Source organism: Lysinibacillus parviboronicapiens (genome assembly GCF_003049605.2).
GTDB classification, from domain to species: Bacteria; Bacillota; Bacilli; order Bacillales_A; family Planococcaceae; genus Lysinibacillus; species Lysinibacillus parviboronicapiens.
Genome location: NZ_CP073713.1, coordinates 590,156 through 610,542, shown reverse-complemented (window position 1 = coordinate 610,542; position 20,387 = coordinate 590,156). Strand labels below are relative to the sequence as shown.

At 38.3% G+C, this 20,387-nt stretch carries 19 protein-coding genes; 1 reads left to right on the top strand and 18 read right to left on the bottom strand.

Going from position 1 to position 20,387, the window contains the following annotated elements:
• Window positions 1-34: 34 nt before the first annotated feature.
• From prmC to C9J31_RS02930, 18 genes are all read right to left on the bottom strand, one after another.
• Window positions 35-892 carry a peptide chain release factor N(5)-glutamine methyltransferase gene (gene prmC, locus C9J31_RS03010; protein ID WP_107923670.1) on the bottom strand — a complete coding sequence of 286 codons (858 nt, stop codon included), beginning with the start codon at window positions 890-892 and terminating at the stop codon, window positions 35-37.
• On the bottom strand, window positions 882-1,958 hold the full coding sequence (gene prfA / locus C9J31_RS03005; protein ID WP_107947529.1) for a peptide chain release factor 1: 1,077 nt from the start codon (window positions 1,956-1,958) through the stop codon (window positions 882-884). The genes prmC and prfA overlap by 11 nt, the downstream gene beginning before the upstream one ends.
• 445 nt (window positions 1,959-2,403) lie before the next feature.
• Window positions 2,404-2,976 (bottom strand): thymidine kinase, encoded by a 573-nt coding sequence (locus C9J31_RS03000; RefSeq protein WP_107923671.1) that lies wholly within the window; start codon window positions 2,974-2,976, stop codon window positions 2,404-2,406.
• 298 nt (window positions 2,977-3,274) lie between these two features.
• Window positions 3,275-3,478, bottom strand: coding sequence for a 50S ribosomal protein L31 (gene rpmE, locus C9J31_RS02995; RefSeq protein ID WP_010857976.1), 204 nt, complete (start codon window positions 3,476-3,478; stop codon window positions 3,275-3,277).
• Between the two features lie 183 nt (window positions 3,479-3,661).
• Entirely contained in the window at window positions 3,662-4,714 is a 1,053-nt protein-coding gene (locus tag C9J31_RS02990) for an NAD(P)/FAD-dependent oxidoreductase (protein WP_107947531.1), read from the bottom strand.
• 60 nt (window positions 4,715-4,774) lie between these two features.
• Complete coding sequence (locus tag C9J31_RS23940; RefSeq protein ID WP_280530767.1) at window positions 4,775-5,224, bottom strand: TroA family protein; 450 nt, start codon at window positions 5,222-5,224, stop codon at window positions 4,775-4,777.
• Between the two features lie 40 nt (window positions 5,225-5,264).
• Window positions 5,265-5,681: an ABC transporter substrate-binding protein gene (locus C9J31_RS23935; RefSeq protein WP_274520138.1), complete on the bottom strand. Its 417-nt coding sequence runs from the start codon at window positions 5,679-5,681 to the stop codon at window positions 5,265-5,267.
• A 107-nt stretch (window positions 5,682-5,788) separates the two neighbouring features.
• Window positions 5,789-6,826, bottom strand: coding sequence for a FecCD family ABC transporter permease (locus C9J31_RS02980; protein ID WP_107947532.1), 1,038 nt, complete (start codon window positions 6,824-6,826; stop codon window positions 5,789-5,791).
• Window positions 6,823-7,878, bottom strand: a complete 1,056-nt coding sequence (locus C9J31_RS02975) for a FecCD family ABC transporter permease (RefSeq protein ID WP_107947534.1) — start codon at window positions 7,876-7,878, stop codon at window positions 6,823-6,825. The genes C9J31_RS02980 and C9J31_RS02975 overlap by 4 nt, the downstream gene beginning before the upstream one ends.
• Before the next feature lie 174 nt (window positions 7,879-8,052).
• Entirely contained in the window at window positions 8,053-8,847 is a 795-nt protein-coding gene (locus C9J31_RS02970) for an ABC transporter ATP-binding protein (RefSeq protein WP_054767366.1), read from the bottom strand.
• A 99-nt stretch (window positions 8,848-8,946) separates the two neighbouring features.
• Window positions 8,947-10,671, bottom strand: coding sequence for an ABC transporter ATP-binding protein (locus C9J31_RS02965; RefSeq protein WP_107947536.1), 1,725 nt, complete (start codon window positions 10,669-10,671; stop codon window positions 8,947-8,949).
• Between the two features lie 293 nt (window positions 10,672-10,964).
• Window positions 10,965-12,860 carry an AraC family transcriptional regulator gene (locus C9J31_RS02960; RefSeq protein WP_107947537.1) on the bottom strand — a complete coding sequence of 632 codons (1,896 nt, stop codon included), beginning with the start codon at window positions 12,858-12,860 and terminating at the stop codon, window positions 10,965-10,967.
• A 126-nt stretch (window positions 12,861-12,986) separates the two neighbouring features.
• The gene (gene rho, locus C9J31_RS02955; RefSeq protein WP_107947539.1) at window positions 12,987-14,270 is read right to left on the bottom strand and encodes a transcription termination factor Rho; all 1,284 of its coding nucleotides are present in this window, start codon (window positions 14,268-14,270) and stop codon (window positions 12,987-12,989) included.
• 325 nt (window positions 14,271-14,595) lie between these two features.
• Entirely contained in the window at window positions 14,596-15,552 is a 957-nt protein-coding gene (gene glpX, locus C9J31_RS02950; RefSeq protein WP_107923677.1) for a class II fructose-bisphosphatase, read from the bottom strand.
• A gap of 95 nt (window positions 15,553-15,647) precedes the next feature.
• The gene (locus C9J31_RS02945) at window positions 15,648-16,934 is read right to left on the bottom strand and encodes a UDP-N-acetylglucosamine 1-carboxyvinyltransferase (RefSeq protein ID WP_107923678.1); all 1,287 of its coding nucleotides are present in this window, start codon (window positions 16,932-16,934) and stop codon (window positions 15,648-15,650) included.
• 60 nt (window positions 16,935-16,994) lie between these two features.
• Complete coding sequence (gene fsa, locus C9J31_RS02940; RefSeq protein ID WP_107947541.1) at window positions 16,995-17,645, bottom strand: fructose-6-phosphate aldolase; 651 nt, start codon at window positions 17,643-17,645, stop codon at window positions 16,995-16,997.
• A 152-nt stretch (window positions 17,646-17,797) separates the two neighbouring features.
• Window positions 17,798-18,652: a class II fructose-bisphosphate aldolase gene (locus C9J31_RS02935; RefSeq protein WP_054767364.1), complete on the bottom strand. Its 855-nt coding sequence runs from the start codon at window positions 18,650-18,652 to the stop codon at window positions 17,798-17,800.
• Between the two features lie 417 nt (window positions 18,653-19,069).
• Entirely contained in the window at window positions 19,070-19,444 is a 375-nt protein-coding gene (locus C9J31_RS02930; RefSeq protein ID WP_107947543.1) for a response regulator, read from the bottom strand.
• Window positions 19,445-19,600: 156 nt separating this feature from the next.
• On the opposite strand from C9J31_RS02930, the gene C9J31_RS02925 reads away from it, so the two are divergent.
• A complete protein-coding gene (locus C9J31_RS02925; RefSeq protein WP_054767363.1) occupies window positions 19,601-20,131 on the top strand; it encodes a DUF2529 family protein in 531 nt (176 codons plus the stop codon).
• The last annotated feature ends 256 nt before the right edge of the window (window positions 20,132-20,387 follow it).

Genomic DNA, 20,387 nt, shown 5'->3' with positions numbered 1-20,387 from the left:
CCTTGCTCAACATTGTTGTCAAGAAGGAGATTCTTTATACATGAATTTCACAAAAAATCATTCTAGGTTTTCCATTAATATCTTTTTCCACAGTCACAGTAGCCTGTGGAAAACTATCCTTAAAAAACTTTGCCACCTGATCCCCCTGTGTATAACCAATTTCAAGACCAATTAGCGATGGTTTGTTCATAAGTGCCGGTAATTGTTCAGCTAATTTACGATACAATATCAACCCATCTTCTTCAGCAAAGAGTGCGCTGTGCGGTTCATGCTCTAAAACTATCGTTGACATTTCCTGCGCTTCATCAAATGCTATATACGGAGGATTCGATAGTACAATATCAAATTTCTCTTCTGCAAGTGGCATCGTTAAATCCCCAAGTCGAAAATCTACATCCGCCGCTAACATTTGGGCATTCTTTTTTGCTGTTGCTAGTGCTTCCTCCGATAAATCTGTTGCTACTACTACTACTTCAGGACATTCTAGCTTCATAGAAATAGCTATAGCACCACTACCAGTACCGATATCTGCTAATTTCAACGATTTATCATGAAATAATTTATTGATACGATTTACAGTCCCGAGTACTAACTCCTCAGTTTCCGGTCTAGGAATAAGCACCGATTCATCCACTAAAAAGGTACGACCATAAAATTCCTCGCTACCGACACAATATTGCACAGGACGTCCGTTAGCATGCTCCTCAATTAGCGCTACAAATTGTTTACTTTGCTCCACACTTAACGTATCCTGCAAGTGAAGCATGACACCTGCATACGTAGAGCCTAAAATATGTTGCATCACAATTCGTGCAGCTGTTTCTTCACGCCCATTATCCACTAAAAAAGAAGAAGCCCAATCAAGGGCCTCCATCACATTTTTATAGATCATCGTTTAATCGCTCAAGCTTCGATGCCTGCTCTTCTAAAATAAGTGCATCAATGATTTCGTCCAGTCTACCCTCGACGATTTGATCAAGCTTTTGAAGCGTTAAACCAATGCGGTGGTCTGTCACGCGGTTTTGTGGATAATTGTATGTGCGTATACGCTCGGAGCGGTCACCCGAACCAACTGCTGATTTACGTGTTGCATCGACTTCTTTTTGTGCTTCTTGCAAATACATATCAGCTACACGGGCGCGAAGAATTTTCATTGCCTTTTCACGGTTTTTAATTTGAGAGCGTTCATCCTGCATCGAAACGACAACACCTGTTGGTAAATGCGTCATACGAACAGCTGACATCGTTGTATTTACTGATTGACCACCAGCACCTGAAGATGCAAATGTATCAACACGGATATCTTTTTCATGAATTTCAACATCTACTTCCTCTACCTCAGGTAAGCACGCAACTGTCGCTGTTGATGTATGAATACGGCCTTGTGATTCTGTCGCTGGCACACGTTGTACACGGTGTGCACCATTTTCAAATTTGAATTTTGAATAAGCACCTTGCCCATTAATCATAAAAATAACTTCTTTATAGCCGCCCATTGGGTTTGGCGTCGCTTCCATAATATCAATTTTCCAGCCCTGTGCTTCAGCATAACGAGAATACATACGGTATAAATCCCCCGCAAAAATATTCGCCTCGTCACCGCCAGCTGCACCACGAATCTCCATAATAACGTTTTTATTATCATTCGGATCTTTCGGAATCAATAATACACGTAAACGTTCTTCTAATTCCTCTTGCTGTTCTTTTAATGAATTGAACTCTTCTTTTACCATCTCGTGCATGTCAGGATCTTTTTCACTATCTAACATTTCACGCGCATCTGTTAATTGCGCTTTTACTTCTTTATATTCACGATAAGCATCTACTGTTTCCTGAATATCAGACTGTTCTTTCGAATATTCACGTAATTTTTTACTGTCATTCACGATATCAGGGTCACTTAAAAGTTCATTCAGCCTTTCATAGCGATCCTCTACGGCTTGCAGTCGATCAAACATAGATTTCACCTCTATTTAGTTTTTTAGCTTTAATCAGCAGTAGTCACCGATACTGGTGACATAAATACAAAATTTCAACCTTTATTCAGCGAACGGCGAACGCCTACCAAATGAAGGGGACTTAGACAAAATGGACCACATATTGTGCATTATCGAAATGACTAACATTGTGTCAGCTCTTAATATGAAGCTAAGCTCTGTTATCATTCAGACTTCAATTACCACTGTAATTGAAGTATCATAATTTTCATTAATTCCATTACTAAGTATAAGGAAAATTTCACATGTATGCTACTTTTTCTTATATGGTTAAAGCTTACTTTCTTTAAAGCCGCCACCATCGATAACTACGAAGTTAGGCTCACATTTGTCGCTACACTTTTTGTATTGCACTTGTTGCTATAGCGATGCGCCGAACTGGATGATTGGCATTTTCGCGCTTTCTTTATAGTGAGGGATGCGCGTGGCATTTGCGACATACAGGAAAGTAGGAATCATTCCCTCCAATTTGAATTTGGTCACCTGTGTAGACAGGATGCCCATTTTCATCAACCCGTAAATTCATAGTCGCTTTTTTATGACAGAACCAACAAATCGTTTTCATCTCTTCGATTTTATCTGCATATGTAAGCATATACTGACTGCCTTCAAACAGCTCATTTTGAAAATCATTTTTCAAACCAAAGCCCATCACTGGAATATCCAGCTCATCCACAATATTCGCTAATTGTAGCACATGCGCTTTTTTTAAAAATTGTACTTCGTCGACAAGTACACAGTATGGTTTCACTACATTGTTTTTCACAAGTTCATAAATATTTGTATCATCATAGACAGGGATGGCTTGTTGTCGTAGTCCCACTCTACTTGAGACATATCCTACCTCATCTCGCGTATCGAGCCCTGATGTAAATATCATCACTGGCTTTTGTTGTTCCTCATAGTTATGCGCAACTTTCAGTATCTCAATTGATTTACCACTATTCATCGCGCCATGCTTAAAGTATAACTGTGCCATTTTGTTTTTCTCCCTTTCCTCTATCGATCATGGGTTCTCACTTTATTTCCCCATGGGGTTAGCGGCTTTGCTAAAAATTAATCTGTTCTTAGTAAAATGCCACGTCCTTCGGCATAAAAAAAACGTCATCGTGTTGGCTCTTATGCCGTTATGCAGCTTAAACACTATTAAAATCCGGATGCCAGATATTGTTGTGTGTAAGCGAAGCGTCAGCAATGGAACAAAATGACCTGATACATTCACTATATACTGAAAAAAATACCTGCCAAGCACATGCTTGGCAGGTATTAAACTAACATTAGTTTTTAAGACCGTATTTTTTGTTGAAACGATCCACGCGACCATCAGCAGACGCGAATTTTTGACGGCCAGTGTAGAATGGGTGACAGTCGTTGCAGAACTCGACAACGATGTTTTCTTTCACTGAACCAGTTTTGAAAGTGTTACCACAAGAGCAAGTTACTGTTGCTTCTTTGTAGTCTGGATGAATTCCTTGTTTCATATTCGTTTTCTCCTCTCGCCCTGAACCATCTGGAACAGAGTATTATCGAACTGTACCTTACATAGCCCGAATATGTCGGCTACATATGTACACGTTACATACTTTAGAAGTATAACATAAATAATTTATTTTTATCAAGAAAGAAAATTGCTATAAATGTTGTTTTAAATTTCAATCTAGTACTTACCCGCGAACTTCGCGATAATCATGATCTTCTAAACCTATTTTTTTATTACGTTCCTTAAAACAAATGTTGTGCGACGAAACATACGCAACTTTCGGTGCATCCGGCTCTAGATAAAGTTTTGCACTATTTAATGCTAATACGCCGTCAGTAAAAGCCCCAGCTATTAACCTTACTTTACTAGGATAATCTATAAAATCACCCGCTCCAAAAAGACCTTCAATATTTGTTTCACGCTTTTCATTTACAATGGCAACTCCGTCTTGTATGTTTATGCCCCATTTTTCTAGTGCTCCATAATCACATTTTAATCCATGATTAACGACTACTGCATCTACTTTAATACGCTCCGTTACGCCTGTTTCTTTATGCTGGATAGAGACATATTTGATTAGGTCTTCATCACCATGTAACTGGACCACTTCATAGGGTGTTCTAACATCTACTGTGGATTCACGCATTCTTAAGACATTTTTTTCATGCCCACCAAACTCATCGCGGCGATGGACAATTGTTACACTTGCTGCAATTCGCTCTAACTCATTTGCCCAATCAACGGCTGAATTACCACCACCCGAAATTAGCACATGTTTGTTACGGAAGACCTCTAACTCTTGCACCGTATAATGTAAATTCGTTACTTCAAAACGATCCGCACCTTCAACCTCTAATTTTTGCATAGCTAGAACACCATAACCAACTGCTAGAATCACTGTCTTTGAATAATGTTTCTCGCCAGTTGACGACGTCAAAATAAATGTACCATCCGCTTGCTTTTCTAAGTTTTCAACCTTTTGGTTTAACACAATCGTAGGGTCAAATGTTTTAGCTTGTTGCACCAATTGCTCGATTAGTTGTTCACCTAATATAGGTGTTACACCACCCACATCCCAAATCATTTTTTCAGGATAAATTAACATTCGACCACCTAGTTGCGAGCTGTATTCTATCACTTTTGTTTTCAAATCACGCATGCCACTATAAAAAGCAGTATAAAGTCCAGCTGGACCTCCACCGACAATTGTTACATCATACAGTTCTTCTTCCGACATCTACTAAATACCCCATTTCATTTTCTCTTGTTTGTTGATGTTTGCACTTAACAACGTATCTTATTTTTCACTAGCTTTCTTATCAATTAACATATTTGTCACTTCTTCTACTTGTGCAAGAACAGCAATCGGATCATATGGCCAAAATCTATCTGGAGCTAAATAGAAGACATTGTTATTTTTCACCGCATCTAGCGATAACCATAAAGCATCTTCTTTGTTTAACTCGGCACCTTTTGATTCATCTAGGAAAATATAGTCCCCTGCATACTCAGGTAACACTTCATAAGACACTTGTTTATACGTTTCACCTGCATCAATTAATTCCTTTTGAATTCGTTCTGGTGCTTGCAATTGCAATTTTTTATAAATTGCTTGCCCACCACGATAAATACCGTCACCGTATAAGTAAAAGTCTTTGCCGAATGCGCCAAAGATAGACACTGTTTCGTTTTCATCCATAACAGTTGCTAATCTTTCTTTATGCTCATTTACTTTTTCTTCAAACATTTTTAACCAAGCTTCTCCTTCAGCTTGTTTTCCAAAAATCTCAGCAAGCCCTACCACCTTCTTCTTCAACTGAACGATATGTTTCGTATGGAATCACAATCGTTGGAGCAATTTTCGAAAATTTTTCGTAATATCTTTGTTCACCAGATGCTGTTAGTATTAAATCTGGTTGCAACGCTAAAATTGCTTCAACACTATTTTCTCCTGTGTTTGCAATGCCCTCTATTTGATTTTGAATATGGACATTTTCTAAATCTCGTTGTGTTGCACCAACTGGCTTAACTCCTAATAATAATGATGTTGGTAAATATGCATCTACAACTAGACGTTCAACTTTAGTAGGGATTTCAATTTCTCCGTTAATTGTTGGTACCTTTTTTGTTGTAGCTGTGTTTTCTTCCTCTTTAGCATTGCTATCCTTAATAGCGTCATCTGTGCTACTACAACCTACAAGCAAAAGGGCAAGTATTAGTGAAAAACCTGTAAAAATTTTTCATTTTAAATCTCTCCTATTAATGATAATAATATTCATTCTCAATGATTGTCTTTAAAAAATATAATACTTTATTCCTTTACGCGCGCTAGCAAGTATAAGAAATATGGCGCTCCTAAGACAGCAACTACAATACCTGCTGGAATTTCAGAAGGCTCTAAAATGGAACGGCCAATTGTATCAGCCAATAAGACAAGTAACCCCCCTACTAATGCTGATGCTGGCAATAAAAATTGATGTTTTGCTCCAACTAGCTGACGTGCTAAATGAGGTGCAATTAATCCCACAAAGCCAATACCCCCACTGACTGAAACACTTGCTCCAGCTAAACCAACTGATGCCGCTAATAGCCAACGTCTTTCCTTTTCAATGGAAGCACCTAAACCAACTGCAGTTAAATCACCTAAATTCAAAATATTTAACACCCGTGCTTTAGCATAAACGAATGGGACTAATATCAATAACCACGGCAGCAAAGATAAAACGAATTTCCAATTCGAACCCCAAATACTCCCTGCTAACCATGTGGCAACAAATTGATAATTTTCAGGTGACAAACGAAGCGTCAGCACAATCATTGCTGAACTTATACCTGCCGCTACCGCAATTCCTGTTAATAGTAGACGCATTGGTGTAATACCTTCATGACGTTTATAGGAAAGTGTATATATGACAATGGCTGTCAATCCAGCACCTACAAAAGCTAACACAGGAAGTAAGTAAACTGGAGCTGCCGTTGTTGCTGGAAAGAATGAAATAAACAGCATTACCGCTAGACCAGCACCTGCATTTATTCCTAAAATACCTGGATCCGCTAAAGCATTTTTTGAAATCCCCTGTAAAATAGCACCTGAGATAGCTAAACCCATACCAACCAATACAGCGATAATAATACGTGGCAGTCTAAACTCATATAAGATTAACTGCTGTTGAGCATCGCCAAAACCAAATAGAGTACGTATAACTTCCATTGGTGTCAGTTTAATCACACCTGTATTCATACTAATGACAAACGTAATAACAATGAACACTACTAATATACTTAAAATGAAGAAGTTTTTCTTTTTAGCCTTTTGTTGACTGGCTGTTAGAAAGCTATTATTGCTCATAGTTCTTTTCCTCCTTTACGCGCTAAGTATAGGAAGAATGGAACACCGATAAAGGCAATAATTGCTCCAATTGGTACTTCGTAAGGAGGATTTATGGTACGTGCAAAAAGATCTGCTAACACAACAAGCAAAGCTCCATACACTAACGAACAAGAAATAATCCAACGGTAATCATGACCTACTATGTATCTCGTTATATGTGGAATAATTAATCCAACAAAGCCAACCGCTCCTACTACAGATACAGCTGCTCCTGCTAATATTAGAACCACAATCATACCCCAAACTTTTATAACGCCTGTACGCTGTCCTAGCCCAATTGCAATTTCCTCTCCTAAGCTAAGAAGTGTAATCGAACGTGATAATATAAGTGCCCCTATCATAGCGACAAGTATCCATGGAGACAATATCTGAAGGTGATACCATTTCGTTCCGGACACACCACCTGCATACCAAAAAGCTAAATCTTGTCCAATACGATAATAGAGTGCAATCCCTTCTCCCAATGCTCCTAAAAGTGCACTAACAGCTGCCCCCGCCAGTACTAAGCGCATTGGTGTTAAACCACCTTTTGCTATTGAACCTATGCCATACACGATTACGACCCCTAACCCTGCTCCTACAAATGACCATAAAATTAAAAACATATAGGGTAACCCAGGGAAAAAGGCGAAGCAAACTGCAAGCATAAATGCTGCACCTGAGTTTAATCCCAACAAACCAGAGTCTGCTAATGGGTTGCGTGTCATCCCTTGCATAATAGCGCCTGCCACTGCAAAGCACCCTCCTACCAATGCTGCTCCAAGTACACGTGGTAATCGAATATCACGTATAATTTGATGCGCCGTTAAATCTGATGAAAAATGAAAAACGGCTGTCCAAACAGTGCCTAATGAAATATCAGCCGCTCCAAATGAAATAGACAAACCAATAGCAAATATTAATGTAATAAGACCTACAATTAGTGCCACAACAGCACGTACTGGATGAGAACGTCTTTGTAGCTCTTCTAATTTCCCGAGCCCTTCTACTGCTTCTGCTGACGTAGTCATGCTTTTCCTCCTTAATATCTATCCGTTTAAAACTTTATTTCCTATTTAATAAGCAAAATCCACAGCATTCCTTTGTTCCACATCAGGATCAACAAGGTGTAGCGTACTTAGCTTGTGTTACTGCTTATTCTTCGGCAAAGAAAGGACTCATCAATGATGGAAACTTTCCGTTCACTACTCAGCATTTTCATATAATTGGTAAGATAAGCAAATTGGGTTATTACTATACGGGCAAAGAGCCATCGTCGCATCAATATTAAATACTTTTTGTAAATTTTCTTTTGTCATGACTTCATCCGGGTTGCCATTTACGACAAGTTGTCCATCTCTCATCGCAATCATAAATTGAGAAAAACGGGAAGCATGATTTAAATCGTGCAATACCATAACAATTGTGCGTCCTTCTTCTTTATTTAACTTTTGCAATAATAGAAGAATATCTAACTGATGCGCTAAATCCAAATAGGTAGTTGGTTCATCTAGTATAAGAATATCTGTTCCTTGGGCTAACGCCATTGCAATCCAAACTCGTTGACGTTGCCCTCCTGATAATGCTTCTATTGGACGATCACTAAATTCTCTTAGCCCTGTGACATCAATCGCCCAATGAATATATTCATAATCCTCCTTACGCAACGTGCCAAAACCTGTTTGATGTGGAAATCGACCGTAAGATACTAATTCAAAAACTGTCAAACCACCCGGAGCGGTTGCTGTTTGTGGTAGAATCGCCATCCTCTTTGCAACCTCTTTTGTCTTCAATTGATGAATCGCTTTTCCATCCAAATATACAGCGCCATCTTGTGTTCTAAGGACACGTGCCACAGCCTTTAATAACGTAGATTTTCCACAGCCATTTGGACCAATAATTGTAGAGATTTGCCCTTTTGGAATCGCTACACTTAAATCATCTACAATCAATGTAGATGAATAACCTATAGCAACATGTTCTATTTCAAGGACTGTCATATGAAACTCCCTTTCTCTGTTTAAATTAAATTAAGTGTAGAAATGACAAGCATTCCGATCATTTCCACACTATGCTGGAACATACTCTATTTGTAGAATTTAAATTTGCAAACCAAATTGCGCTGTATAAAGACCGTAATAAGCATTTTGTATATTCATTAGTTCATCATGTGTGCCTTCCTCAATAATGCCCTTCTTAGACACAACAACGATGCGATCTGCATCCTTGATGGTTGCTAAACGGTGCGCAATAACTAATGTCGTACGTCCAATTGATAGCTCATTTAATGCTTGTTGAATCGCCTTCTCCGTTTCTGTATCTAAGGCAGATGTTGCCTCATCCAAAATCAATATTTTTGGATTTTTCAGGAATATACGTGCAATGGACAGTCGTTGCTTTTGACCTCCCGATAGCTTGACTCCACGTTCACCGATTAAGGTATCCATGCCCTCCGGCAGGGCATTAATGACCTCCTCTAACTGGGCACGCCTTGCTGCATGCCAAATATCCTCTTCACTAGCTTCTAAATCACCGTAAGCAATATTTTCTCTAACCGTCCCATCAAACAAGAACACATCTTGCTGTACAATCCCGATATGAGCACGAAGAGATTGTAGCTTGAAATCTCGTATATCGATTCCATCAATCTTAATTGTTCCTTCACTTACCTCGTAAAAACGAGGTAACAGGCTACAAATGGTTGATTTACCTGCTCCTGATGGCCCAACAAGTGCAACCGTTTCACCCGGACGAACCTTAAGATGAATATTATTTAAAGTGCGTTCCTTATCTGTATAGCCAAAAGATACATTATTAAATGTAATGTCTCCTTCAATAACCTCAATATTCTTCGCTTCTGGGCGATCTGCAATTTCTGGTGCTGTTTCAAGAAAATCAATATAACGTTTAAAACCAGCCATCCCTTTTGGATAAGTTTCTATAAACATATTAATTTTGTTAATAGGACCTAAAAGAATGCCTGATAATAAGATGAATGCAATAAACTCACCATTTGTTAACTGCCCCTGCAAAACAAAGTATGCCCCTACAAAAAGTGTGAATAATGATAAAACCTTTGTTAAAATACCTGAAATTGCCTCATTCCACGCCATCACTTTATAAGAAAATAGCTTGGTCGCTCTGAAGCGATTATTATTAACCTTAAAGCGTTTAATTTCATGTTCTTCATTTGTAAATGCTTGTACGACACGGATACCGCTTACATTGTTTTCAACTCGTGCGTTAAAATCAGCGATATCTCCAAACATTTGACGGAATGCTTTGGACATGAGCTTGCCAAAAAATATTGTAAGTAACAGAATGATTGGCACTAGAATGAAAATAAGTAGTGTGAAGGTTGGATCAATGTAGAACATCACGCCGAAAGAGCCAATAATCGTCATAGTAGCAATAAACATATCCTCTGGACCGTGATGGGCAAGCTCGCCAATATCCATTAAATCATTTGTTAGTCGTGAAACAAGGTGGCCCGTTTTGTTATTATCAAAATATCGAAAAGAGAGTTTTTGTACATGACTGAACGACTCTTTGCGCATATCTGTTTCAATATTTATCCCTAACATATGTCCCCAATAGGAAACAATAAAATCTAAAATCGAATTGAATATGTATAACAAGAGCAATAGCAAACTCGCCATTACAATCCACTTTAATTCCCCATCAGGAAGAATATCATCTATCACCTTGTTTAATACCAATGGAAAAGCTAGCTCGATGAGGGCTGCTACTATAGCACAGGAAAAATCTAGTATAAATAACCCCTTATATGGCCTGTAATAAGAAAAAAAACGTTGTAATAACATTGATGAGACCTCCTAATTTATAAATACTTATATAACTGGTTATTGTATTCTTTAGAACAAACTCAATTAATTGATAATGATTATCATTATTGATTAAATATACACTAAATCTTACTAGTATTGCAATATATGAATAACAGCCATGAAGATTACTATTTAAAAGTCTAATAAATGAGCTACCCGACTATAAATCAGATAGCTCATCTCACGAAATATTTGGTTATTGCTTTGATTTCGCTTTTCCTACGAGTAAGTCAGAATGCTTGTCTAATTAACGGTTGGGCGCGTTACCACTATTTATTTTTTTGAGACTCTGTAAATTCTACTATTTTATTAGCCATATCTTCAGCTTGGTGTAATCCTGATAACGGATCCGAAGCAAAATAATACTCTGGTGATAAATCAATTATGTTATTATTTTTTACAACATCTAAATTTGTCCATGTTGATGGAAATTCTCCACCCTTATTAAAGAAATTTATGAGAAATACATAATCCCCAACGTAGTCGCCTACCACTTCATAGGAGACATCATAGCGTCCGCCACCAAATTCTTTCGTATCAAAAAGCTCTTGCACCATTTCTTGTGGCTTCATGTTAAGTATTTGGTATAATGCTCGCCCACCTGACACACTATTATTGCCAACGATTGTTGCATTTTTTTCAAATAAATCAAAAATAGTAAAGGTTGCGCCTTCTGGTATTGCAGCATTTATTTTGCTTTGTGCTTTAGTTATACGATTATCAAAATCTTTTACAAATGCCTCTGCCTCTGCTTGTCTGCCAAGAAATTCACCCATTGCCTTGATTTCATCAGTTGCTGAATTATGCGCTGATTCAGAAAACACGATGGTTGGTGCTATCTTTTCATATTTTTCTGCATCATCTTTATTCCATGTAATAATTAAATCTGGTTTTAATTCTAAAATTTTCTCCAAAGAAGTATTACCGTCTGTTCCAATATTATTAATTTCTTTATCTTTATAATATGGTTTTAAAAATGCAGCATACTCTAAATTAGCTGTAACAGCTCCTACTGGCACTATATCTAAAGCTAGAATCTGACCAAGATACCAATCTGTCACTATCCGTTCTGCCTTTACTGGAATTTCAACCTCTCGACCACTATCATCAGTTACTGTTCGAACTGTAGATTCTTCAGTTTTAAGAGTTACGTCATTGTTATTAGTTTGAGCTGAATCTTCTCCACATGCTGCAAGTAATACCAATAGACTTAACAAAAAAGGCATCCCTACGTATTTCATCATGTAATTATTTTCCCTACTTTCAAAACGTATTGCTTGCGCGTGCTGATTCTCATTGTATTGAAAACGATTCTCATTTGTAATAGCATAATCGGACAAATCGGATGTATTTTTCCGCCTAAAAAAACTTGGCGCCATATTTGTTTCCTTTTTAAAGGCTCTACTAAAATAATATTCATCTTCATAGCCTAGTGATATTGCTATCTCTCTGATGCCATAATGATTTGACAATAGATAGTGTTTCGCATGTTCAATTCGTAGTTGTTGCAAATAAATTTGTGGACCAATACCAAAACGTTGCTTGAAGGTGCGTAAAAGATGGCGTGTACTAATTTTGAGCGCATCTGCAAGTGTCTGTATAGAAATAGGCTCATGAATATGTTGTTCTAAATAGAGGCGTGCTGCCTCTACTTTATCTATTTCATGGGACTTGCCCAGTCCCTCATTCAGCTCTTGAAAAATACGATAGATCAGTTCATAAAAGGAGGCCTTTACTGATAGATGCTCCTGGATAGAGCTAGTTTTCCATTTATCGTACATGTCTTGCAGTAATAGATGAATACCTAGAGCATTAGCTGGTATACAGGTGAAATTCGTTTGAAATGGTTGATATTGCATGTATAAATGCTGTAAAAAGGCATCTGCGTACATAACATCCCCTTTATAGTGAATCAAGTAATAGCTAATAGTATCCTTTCCATTTATATGTAGTGTTTGAAACTTGCCAATATGAAAAATACTAAAGCTTTGTACTTGATAAGGTTGATCTCCGATTAAAACTTCTGCCTCGCCCGCTGTGATGACAAGTAATGTGCTGTGATTTACTCTTGTATCTATTTGTATGTCTGCTTTATTTACATAATCAAACTGCTTCAACTTGATATATGTATTCTCCCAAAGCAACATAAACGCCTCATAATTCATATCTTTCTCCTTTTGAAATAGAATAGTTCATCTCAATTATATTGATAACGATTATCAATTTCAATTATGGTTCTCAGACAAAAAAAATCACCATTAACTAAACTCGTCAATGGTGATCTTTTATTGTTATAGTAAACCCTTACCTTTTGTAGCTTTCTTCATATCCTCATTTAACTTTTCAAAAAATTCTTCGTTTGATTTTGTTGTGCGTAACTTTTTTAAGAAACGCTCCGAAAAATCAGAAGAATCCGAGAATGTTTTACGAATTGCCCATAGCTTTTCAAGTTGTTCCGGTTCAAGAAGTAGCTCTTCTTTTCGCGTACCTGAACGACGAATATCAAGCGCAGGGAAAATACGACGCTCTGCTAATTGACGATCTAGGTGAAGCTCTAAATTCCCTGTACCTTTAAATTCTTCATAAATGACTTCGTCCATTCGTGAGCCAGTATCGACTAAAGCCGTAGCTAGAATTGTTAAGCTACCACCTTCTTCAATATTACGGGCAGAACCGAAGAAACGTTTAGGTCTATGGAAAGCAGCAGGGTCAATACCACCTGATAGTGTACGACCACTTGGTGGAATAACAAGGTTATAAGCACGTGCTAAACGAGTAATGGAATCCATTAAAATAATTACGTCACGTTTATGCTCAACTAAACGGCGTGCACGCTCTAAAACTATTTCTGCAACCTTTACGTGATTTTCTGGTACCTCATCGAAAGTAGAACTAACTACATCTGCATTCACAGAACGTTCAATATCTGTAACTTCCTCAGGACGTTCATCAATAAGTAATACAATTAACTCTGCCTCTGGATAATTCGTTGTAATTGCATTGGCAATTTCTTTTAATAACGAGGTTTTCCCTGCTTTTGGAGGCGCAACGATTAAACCACGCTGACCAAAACCTACTGGTGCCACTAAATCCATAATACGAGTCGATAAACTTTGCTGCGTTGTTTCAAGCTTGATTTGTCGATCAGGATATAACGGTGTCAATGCTGGGAAATGCACGCGTTCTTTCGCTACTTCTGGATCTTCGCCATTTACAGCATCCACTTGTAGCAGACCATAGTAGCGTTCGTTCTCTTTTGGTGGACGTACCTTACCAGATACCTTGTCCCCATTACGTAGGTCAAAGCGTCGAATCTGAGAAGCAGAAATATAAATATCCTCTTTACTTGGAGAGTAGTTAATTGGGCGAAGGAAGCCAAAGCCCTCTTGCGATACAATTTCAAGTACTCCTTCCATAAAGAAATAACCCTCTTGTTCTGAACGCGTTTTCAAAATAGCAAAAATTAATTCTTTTTTTGTTAGCTTGCTATAATATGAAATTTTATATTGGCGTGCGAGGGCGTAAAGCTCTTTTAACGTCATGTTTTCTAATTGAGCGATTGTCAATGCAGACATATGCACAACTCCAGTCTTTTTCAAAATATATTGCTTTGTGGGGTTATCAATGAAGTTTTTTTTACGAAAGGCTTGTGTGACAACGGTTGGTATTCGTACCTGTAATTAGCTCCGTTTCTCGGAGTAGTGGCTAAGCGCCGCTTCTCTGCCCCGGGCAAGATGTTAGCTTCACCGCTTATGCCTTAGGAGTAGAACTACAGTTACTCTCCAACCAACAAAACATTGAAGTATAACTCTGCCTTATAAAACTATGGGATGGTTTAAATTAAGAAGAAGGTACCTAGCACAAAAAGATGCGCTAGGTATATTTTAGAAGAAATTATTATTAATAGCTAGGTTTTTTCTCAAGAGCGTGACGACCTTCTACAAAACGAACAGTACCAGATTTTGCTCGCATAACAACTGAATGTGTTAATGCATAAGCGCCTTTATACTGAACTCCTTTTAATAACTCGCAATCTGTGACAGCTGTTGCTGCAAAAATCGCATCGTCACCTTTTACTAGGTCATCTAAATAAAGAACTTTATCAACATCTACGCCCATTTTTTTGCAACGCTCTAGCTGTTCCTCGTCTTCTGGCACTAGTTTCGCTTGGAAGTCTCCGCCAAGGCATTTTAATGCAACCGCAGAAATAACACCTTCTGGTGCGCCACCCATTCCGAACATAATGTCAATGCCAGTTTCATCGAAAGCGGTGTTAATGGCTGCCCCGACATCACCATCTTGGATAAATTTAATTCGAGCTCCAGCTTCACGAATTTCATCTACAATTGCTTGATGGCGTGGACGATCTAATAGAGTAGCTACCACGTCAGAAATATCTTTATTTTTTGCTTTTGCTACTTGTAACAAGTTATAAGTAACAGATGCATTAATATCAACTTTTCCTGCTGCTTCTGGTCCTACTGCAATTTTCTCCATGTACATATCAGGTGCATTTAATAGATTACCTTTATCGGCAATTGCAAGTACTGTCATTGCACCATTCGTACCTTTAGCTACAATATTCGTACCTTCTAACGGGTCAACTGCAATATCTACTTGAGGACCACCATTACGAAGGCCAAGCTCTTCTCCAATATAAAGCATTGGCGCTTCGTCCATTTCACCTTCACCAATTACTACTGTAGCATGCATTGGAATTGTATCGAACATTGAGCGCATTGCTGTCGTTGCTGCATCATCTGCCTCAATTTTCAAACCGCGACCCATCCATTTCCCGGATGCGATTGCTGCTGCCTCTGTTACTCGTACTACTTCCATCGATAAACTACGTTCCATTGTTGTTTTTCCTCCCGTTATCGGCATAATTCATTTGCCGAAACATTCAAATTACCTCTATTGTAACATAATTGGCTCAAAACTTTTACCACACATTATTCCTTTAGCTCTGCTACACCTACCATTATTGTCTCACGTCGAATATCTGCGCCTAAATCACGTAATTTTTCAATAAGTGAGCTATAGCCTCGTTCAATGTGATAGATATCGTGAATTTCAGTTTCACCTTCTGCTAATAATCCAGCTAATACTAAAGCTGCACCAGCACGAAGGTCTGTCGCTGTCACATTTGAGCCGTGTAATTTATTGGGGCCGGAAATAATTGCTGTATTTCCTTCGACACGTGCATTTGCATTCATACGGCGAAGTTCATCTATATGTTTAAAACGGGCAGTATATATTGTGTCCGTTACCTTTGAAGAACCGAGTGCCTGTGACATCAACACAGAAAGTGGTTGCTGAATATCTGTCGGGAAGCCAGGATACACTAACGTCTTGACATCAACTGCTTGCAATGTAGTAAGGTCGGTTTTCGGGACATAAATACTTTCCTCACCTATTTCAATTTTCACACCCATTTCACGAAGCTTTGCTGTAATTGCCTCTAAATGTAACGGAATCACATTATCAATTGTAATACCATCGCCAACAGCCGCGGCCATAATCATAAAGGTTGCCGCTTCAATACGGTCAGGAATAATTGTATGCTCTGTACCATGAAGCTCCTCAACACCATCAATACGAATAACGCTCGTACCTGCGCCTTTAATATTGGCCCCCATGTTTGTAAGAAGTGTAGCAACATCAATGATTTCAGGCTCTTTCGCCGCATTTTCAATAACTGTACGCCCTTTTGCACGTACAGCGGCTAACATAATATTAATGGTTGCTCCAACGCTGGCAACGTCTAAATAAATTTTTGCGCCAATCAATTCATCTGCTCGTAAATAAATCGCTCCATGCTCATTCGTAATTTTAGCTCCGAGTGCCTCAAAACCTTTAATATGCTGATCAATTGGTCGTGGGCCAAGGAAACAGCCTCCAGGTAATCCAATAACAGCCTTTTTAAAACGACCAAGCATTGCTCCCATCAAATAATAGGAAGCACGAAGCTTTTTCACGTTACCATTCGGCAAAGGAAGGGCAATCATCTCAGACGGGTCAATAACCATTTTACCGTCTTCAAAAGTCACTTCTCCCCCTATTTCTTCTAATAACGCCTTCAATGTCCAAGCATCCGAAATTTCTGGTATCCCACCAATAGTCACTGGAGAGTTCGCCAAAATTGATGCTGGAATTAAGGCGACCGCACTATTTTTTGCACCACTAACTTTAATTGTACCTTTTAGACGATTCTCGCCTGTAATTTTGTATACATCCATTTTGCGTTCTCCCTCATGATTGGAAAGTAATTTTTGCGTTTGGCTCACTTTATAATCTTATTATTCGCCTTTTCTCTTATTCCAATCCGCTAAAAATCCTTCAATTCCTTTTTCCGTTAATGGATGATGGAAAAGTTGCTTTAATACTTTATATGGAGTTGTTGAAATATGCGCACCTGCAAGTGCTGCAGCCGTTACGTGTTGCGGATGACGAATCGAAGCTGCGATAATTTGCGTATCGATATTATGAATTGTAAAAATGTCTGCAATAGTTTCAATAAGCTCAACACCATTTTGTCCAATATCATCTAAACGACCAATAAATGGTGATACATATGTAGCACCTGCACGAGCGGCCATTAACGCTTGGTTTGCACTAAAGATTAAAGTTACGTTAGTTTTGATACCTTTGTTTGCAAAGAAACGACATGCTTCTAAGCCAGCTGGTGTCATAGGTAATTTAACTGTGATATTTGGCGCAATCGCAGCCAACTCAAGACCTTCTTTAATCATGCCTTCAGCATCTAGTGCAATAACTTCTCCACTTACTGACCCATCTACAAGCTCTGCAATCTCACGCAGACGATCGTGAAATGACACATTTTCTTCTTTAGCAACCAATGAAGGGTTTGTCGTAACACCCGATAAAATACCCCATGCATGTGCTTCTTTAATCTCGTCAAAGTTAGCTGTATCAATAAAAAATTTCATATTATTTCCTCCCAAACCCTATTTTCTTAAATTATTAAATAAATGTTAAAAAGTTGTTATTTCAAAAACAAGAGAAGGTCGACTACAAGCATCAACACTTCTCTTATTATGTGTATTCATCTATGATTTTGTATCATAATTAGATGCAAAAATTATGCTTTTTGTGAACTGCCGAATTCGCGAATTTTACCAATAACAGTTGCTTTAATCGCCTCACGAGCTGGTGCTAAGAATTTACGAGGATCATACACAACTTTATCATTATCAAGGACCTCGCGGATAACTTTTGTAGCAGCGATTTGATTTTCAGTATTGACATTAATTTTTGCTGTACCTAATGAAATCGAGCGTTGAATATCTTTTGTTGGGATACCTGTACCACCATGCAATACTAACGGAAGATCCGCTAAATTTGAGATTTCTTCCATTTCTTTAAAGCCTAGGTTAGGTTCACCTTTGTAAGGACCATGTACAGAACCAAGAGCTGGTGCTAAGCAGTCGATATCAGTTAATTCAACCATTTTACGGCATTCTTCTGGATCAGCATACATAATACCACCGATTACGCCGTCTTCGTCTCCACCAACTGTTCCAAGTTCAGCTTCCACAGATACACCTTTGGCATGAGCGTATTCAACCACTTTTGAAGTAATTTCAATGTTTTCTTCAAATGAGTGATGTGATGCATCAATCATAACAGATGTGAAACCTGCATCAATCGCTTCCTTACATTTATCAAAACTTGAACCGTGGTCAAGATGGATAGCTACAGGAACAGTAATACCATAAGATTCCATTAAGCCTTTTACCATATGAACTACGGCGATAAAACCGCCCATATATTTACCAGCTCCCTCAGATACGCCTAGGATTACTGGTGATTTCTCTTCTTCTGCTGCTTGTAAAATTGCTTGCGTCCATTCAAGGTTGTTGATGTTGAATTGACCAACTGCATATCCTTCTGCCTTCGCCTTAACTAACATCTCTTTCATAGATACTAATGCCATACTAAAAATCCTCCTTTTAGGACTATTCTTTATACATAAATATGCTATTCAATCATAGCAAAAATAGCGAACGCTGAAAAGTATTTTCAGCGTTCGCTATTTTCAGCGCGTAAGCGGAGTGGACACGTAGCGACAGCGCGCCTTTGTTTTTGGACCGAATGCGCAGTGCTAACGAGTGACAGGTGTAAAATGAAAAGTATTTTCAGCGTTCGCTATTTTCAGCGCGTAAGCGGAGTGGACACGTAGCGACAGCGCCTTTGTTTTTGGACCGAATGCGCAATGCTAACGAGTGACAGGTGTAAAATGATAAGTATTTTCAGCGTTCGCTATTTTCAGCGCGTAAGCGAAGTGACAACTTAGTGACAGCCTGTGAAATCTGCTGTGTCTTTAACAGTAGTGAAAAACAAGCGGTGTTTATCACTGCCTGTTGGTTTGTGCTTTTAATGTTTTATTGACTTCATCACGTACTTCAAAAATATCAAAAGGTTTTGTAAAGTAACGAATAGCCCCTAATTCTAAGGCTTCTTGAACAACATCTAATTCACCATAAGCAGTCATCATAAAGACAGGTATTTGTGGCCATTTTTCTTTTAAATGCTTTAAAATTTCTATACCATCCATTCCAGGAATCTTCATGTCTAGTAACACACAGTCTATTGCTTCTTCTTCTGCATAACGTAGTGCCTCCACGCCATTCGCTGCTAAATATGTAATGTAACCTTCTTTTTTTAACACTTCATTTAAAAGCAAACGAATGCCTTGCTGATCATCGACAATTAGTAATCGTTTCACATTTCATTCCGCCCTTTTTGAATTATTATTCTTGCACAAAAACATCTTATAATATGTATAATTCTCCTTTAAAATCTTAATACCTTCTAGTATTATAAATTATCTGCTTTTGCTTTATACTTCTTTCAACCATATAATATTGATTGAGGTGGAACCATGTCAAAAATTCTAACAACTCAACTAAGTGGCCTTCTTCAAAGAATAACACAAAGCGAAGAGGAAGCTATTGAAGAAACAGCAAGATTACTTGCACAAGCTGGCATCGGGGAAGGCAATGTTTATTTTGCTTGCTTTGGTGAAATGCAAGTTATCGAAGTAAATGCACTTCAAGGTGTTGAACAGTTTGCTAAGCTCCTTCCATGGACCAAACATACTGAAGTGAGTGAAGCTGACCGCGTGTGTATCTTTACACGTAGTGCACAGGATAAGGATGCATTAGCATTAGCACAAAAATTGAGTAATCGTTTTATTCCCTTTGCAGCAGTCGCAAGCGAAGTAACTACTAGTGAAAATCCGTTAGCCGATTTGGCGTATACATATATATCTACACGTATACGCGGTGGCTTACTACCTAATGACTTAGGTGAACGCATTGTTGTGCCACATGCAATCGCGGCTCTTTTTATCTATGAGGCGCTGAAGATCGCTTACGATGAAATGCTCGGACTTGATGAAGAAGAGCTATAAGTACCTAGTACATGGGTAGTATGGATGAATATCCGTGAAACACTTTATACGCACCACCGTTAACACAAGGGCAAATATACACGAAAGCTCTAAAAACAAAAGGCTCCCTTTCTATGGGAGCTTCTGTATTTCTACTTAGAAAGAGGATGGGACAAAACTTTAGATTTTAAGAAAGAGGAGCAAAGGTATTATTATTTTTGCTATCTAAAATGAAGAAAAATTTAGAAGTTCTTCCTTTTGGCATAAATAAAATTTA

Bases quoted from the DNA above. Each gene is read 5' to 3' on its own strand.
- prmC (WP_107923670.1), bottom strand. From the start codon at position 892: ATGATCTATAAAAATGTGATGGAGGCCCTTGATTGGGCTTCTTCTTTT.
- prfA (WP_107947529.1), bottom strand. From the start codon at position 1,958: ATGTTTGATCGACTGCAAGCCGTAGAGGATCGCTATGAAAGGCTGAAT.
- C9J31_RS03000 (WP_107923671.1), bottom strand. From the start codon at position 2,976: ATGGCACAGTTATACTTTAAGCATGGCGCGATGAATAGTGGTAAATCA.
- rpmE (WP_010857976.1), bottom strand. From the start codon at position 3,478: ATGAAACAAGGAATTCATCCAGACTACAAAGAAGCAACAGTAACTTGC.
- C9J31_RS02990 (WP_107947531.1), bottom strand. From the start codon at position 4,714: ATGTCGGAAGAAGAACTGTATGATGTAACAATTGTCGGTGGAGGTCCA.
- C9J31_RS23940 (WP_280530767.1), bottom strand. From the start codon at position 5,224: ATGTTTGAAGAAAAAGTAAATGAGCATAAAGAAAGATTAGCAACTGTT.
- C9J31_RS02980 (WP_107947532.1), bottom strand. From the start codon at position 6,826: ATGAGCAATAATAGCTTTCTAACAGCCAGTCAACAAAAGGCTAAAAAG.
- C9J31_RS02975 (WP_107947534.1), bottom strand. From the start codon at position 7,878: ATGACTACGTCAGCAGAAGCAGTAGAAGGGCTCGGGAAATTAGAAGAG.
- C9J31_RS02970 (WP_054767366.1), bottom strand. From the start codon at position 8,847: ATGACAGTCCTTGAAATAGAACATGTTGCTATAGGTTATTCATCTACA.
- C9J31_RS02965 (WP_107947536.1), bottom strand. From the start codon at position 10,671: ATGTTATTACAACGTTTTTTTTCTTATTACAGGCCATATAAGGGGTTA.
- C9J31_RS02960 (WP_107947537.1), bottom strand. From the start codon at position 12,860: ATGAATTATGAGGCGTTTATGTTGCTTTGGGAGAATACATATATCAAG.
- rho (WP_107947539.1), bottom strand. From the start codon at position 14,270: ATGTCTGCATTGACAATCGCTCAATTAGAAAACATGACGTTAAAAGAG.
- glpX (WP_107923677.1), bottom strand. From the start codon at position 15,552: ATGGAACGTAGTTTATCGATGGAAGTAGTACGAGTAACAGAGGCAGCA.
- C9J31_RS02945 (WP_107923678.1), bottom strand. From the start codon at position 16,934: ATGGATGTATACAAAATTACAGGCGAGAATCGTCTAAAAGGTACAATT.
- fsa (WP_107947541.1), bottom strand. From the start codon at position 17,645: ATGAAATTTTTTATTGATACAGCTAACTTTGACGAGATTAAAGAAGCA.
- C9J31_RS02935 (WP_054767364.1), bottom strand. From the start codon at position 18,652: ATGGCATTAGTATCTATGAAAGAGATGTTAGTTAAGGCGAAGGCAGAA.
- C9J31_RS02925 (WP_054767363.1), top strand. From the start codon at position 19,601: ATGTCAAAAATTCTAACAACTCAACTAAGTGGCCTTCTTCAAAGAATA.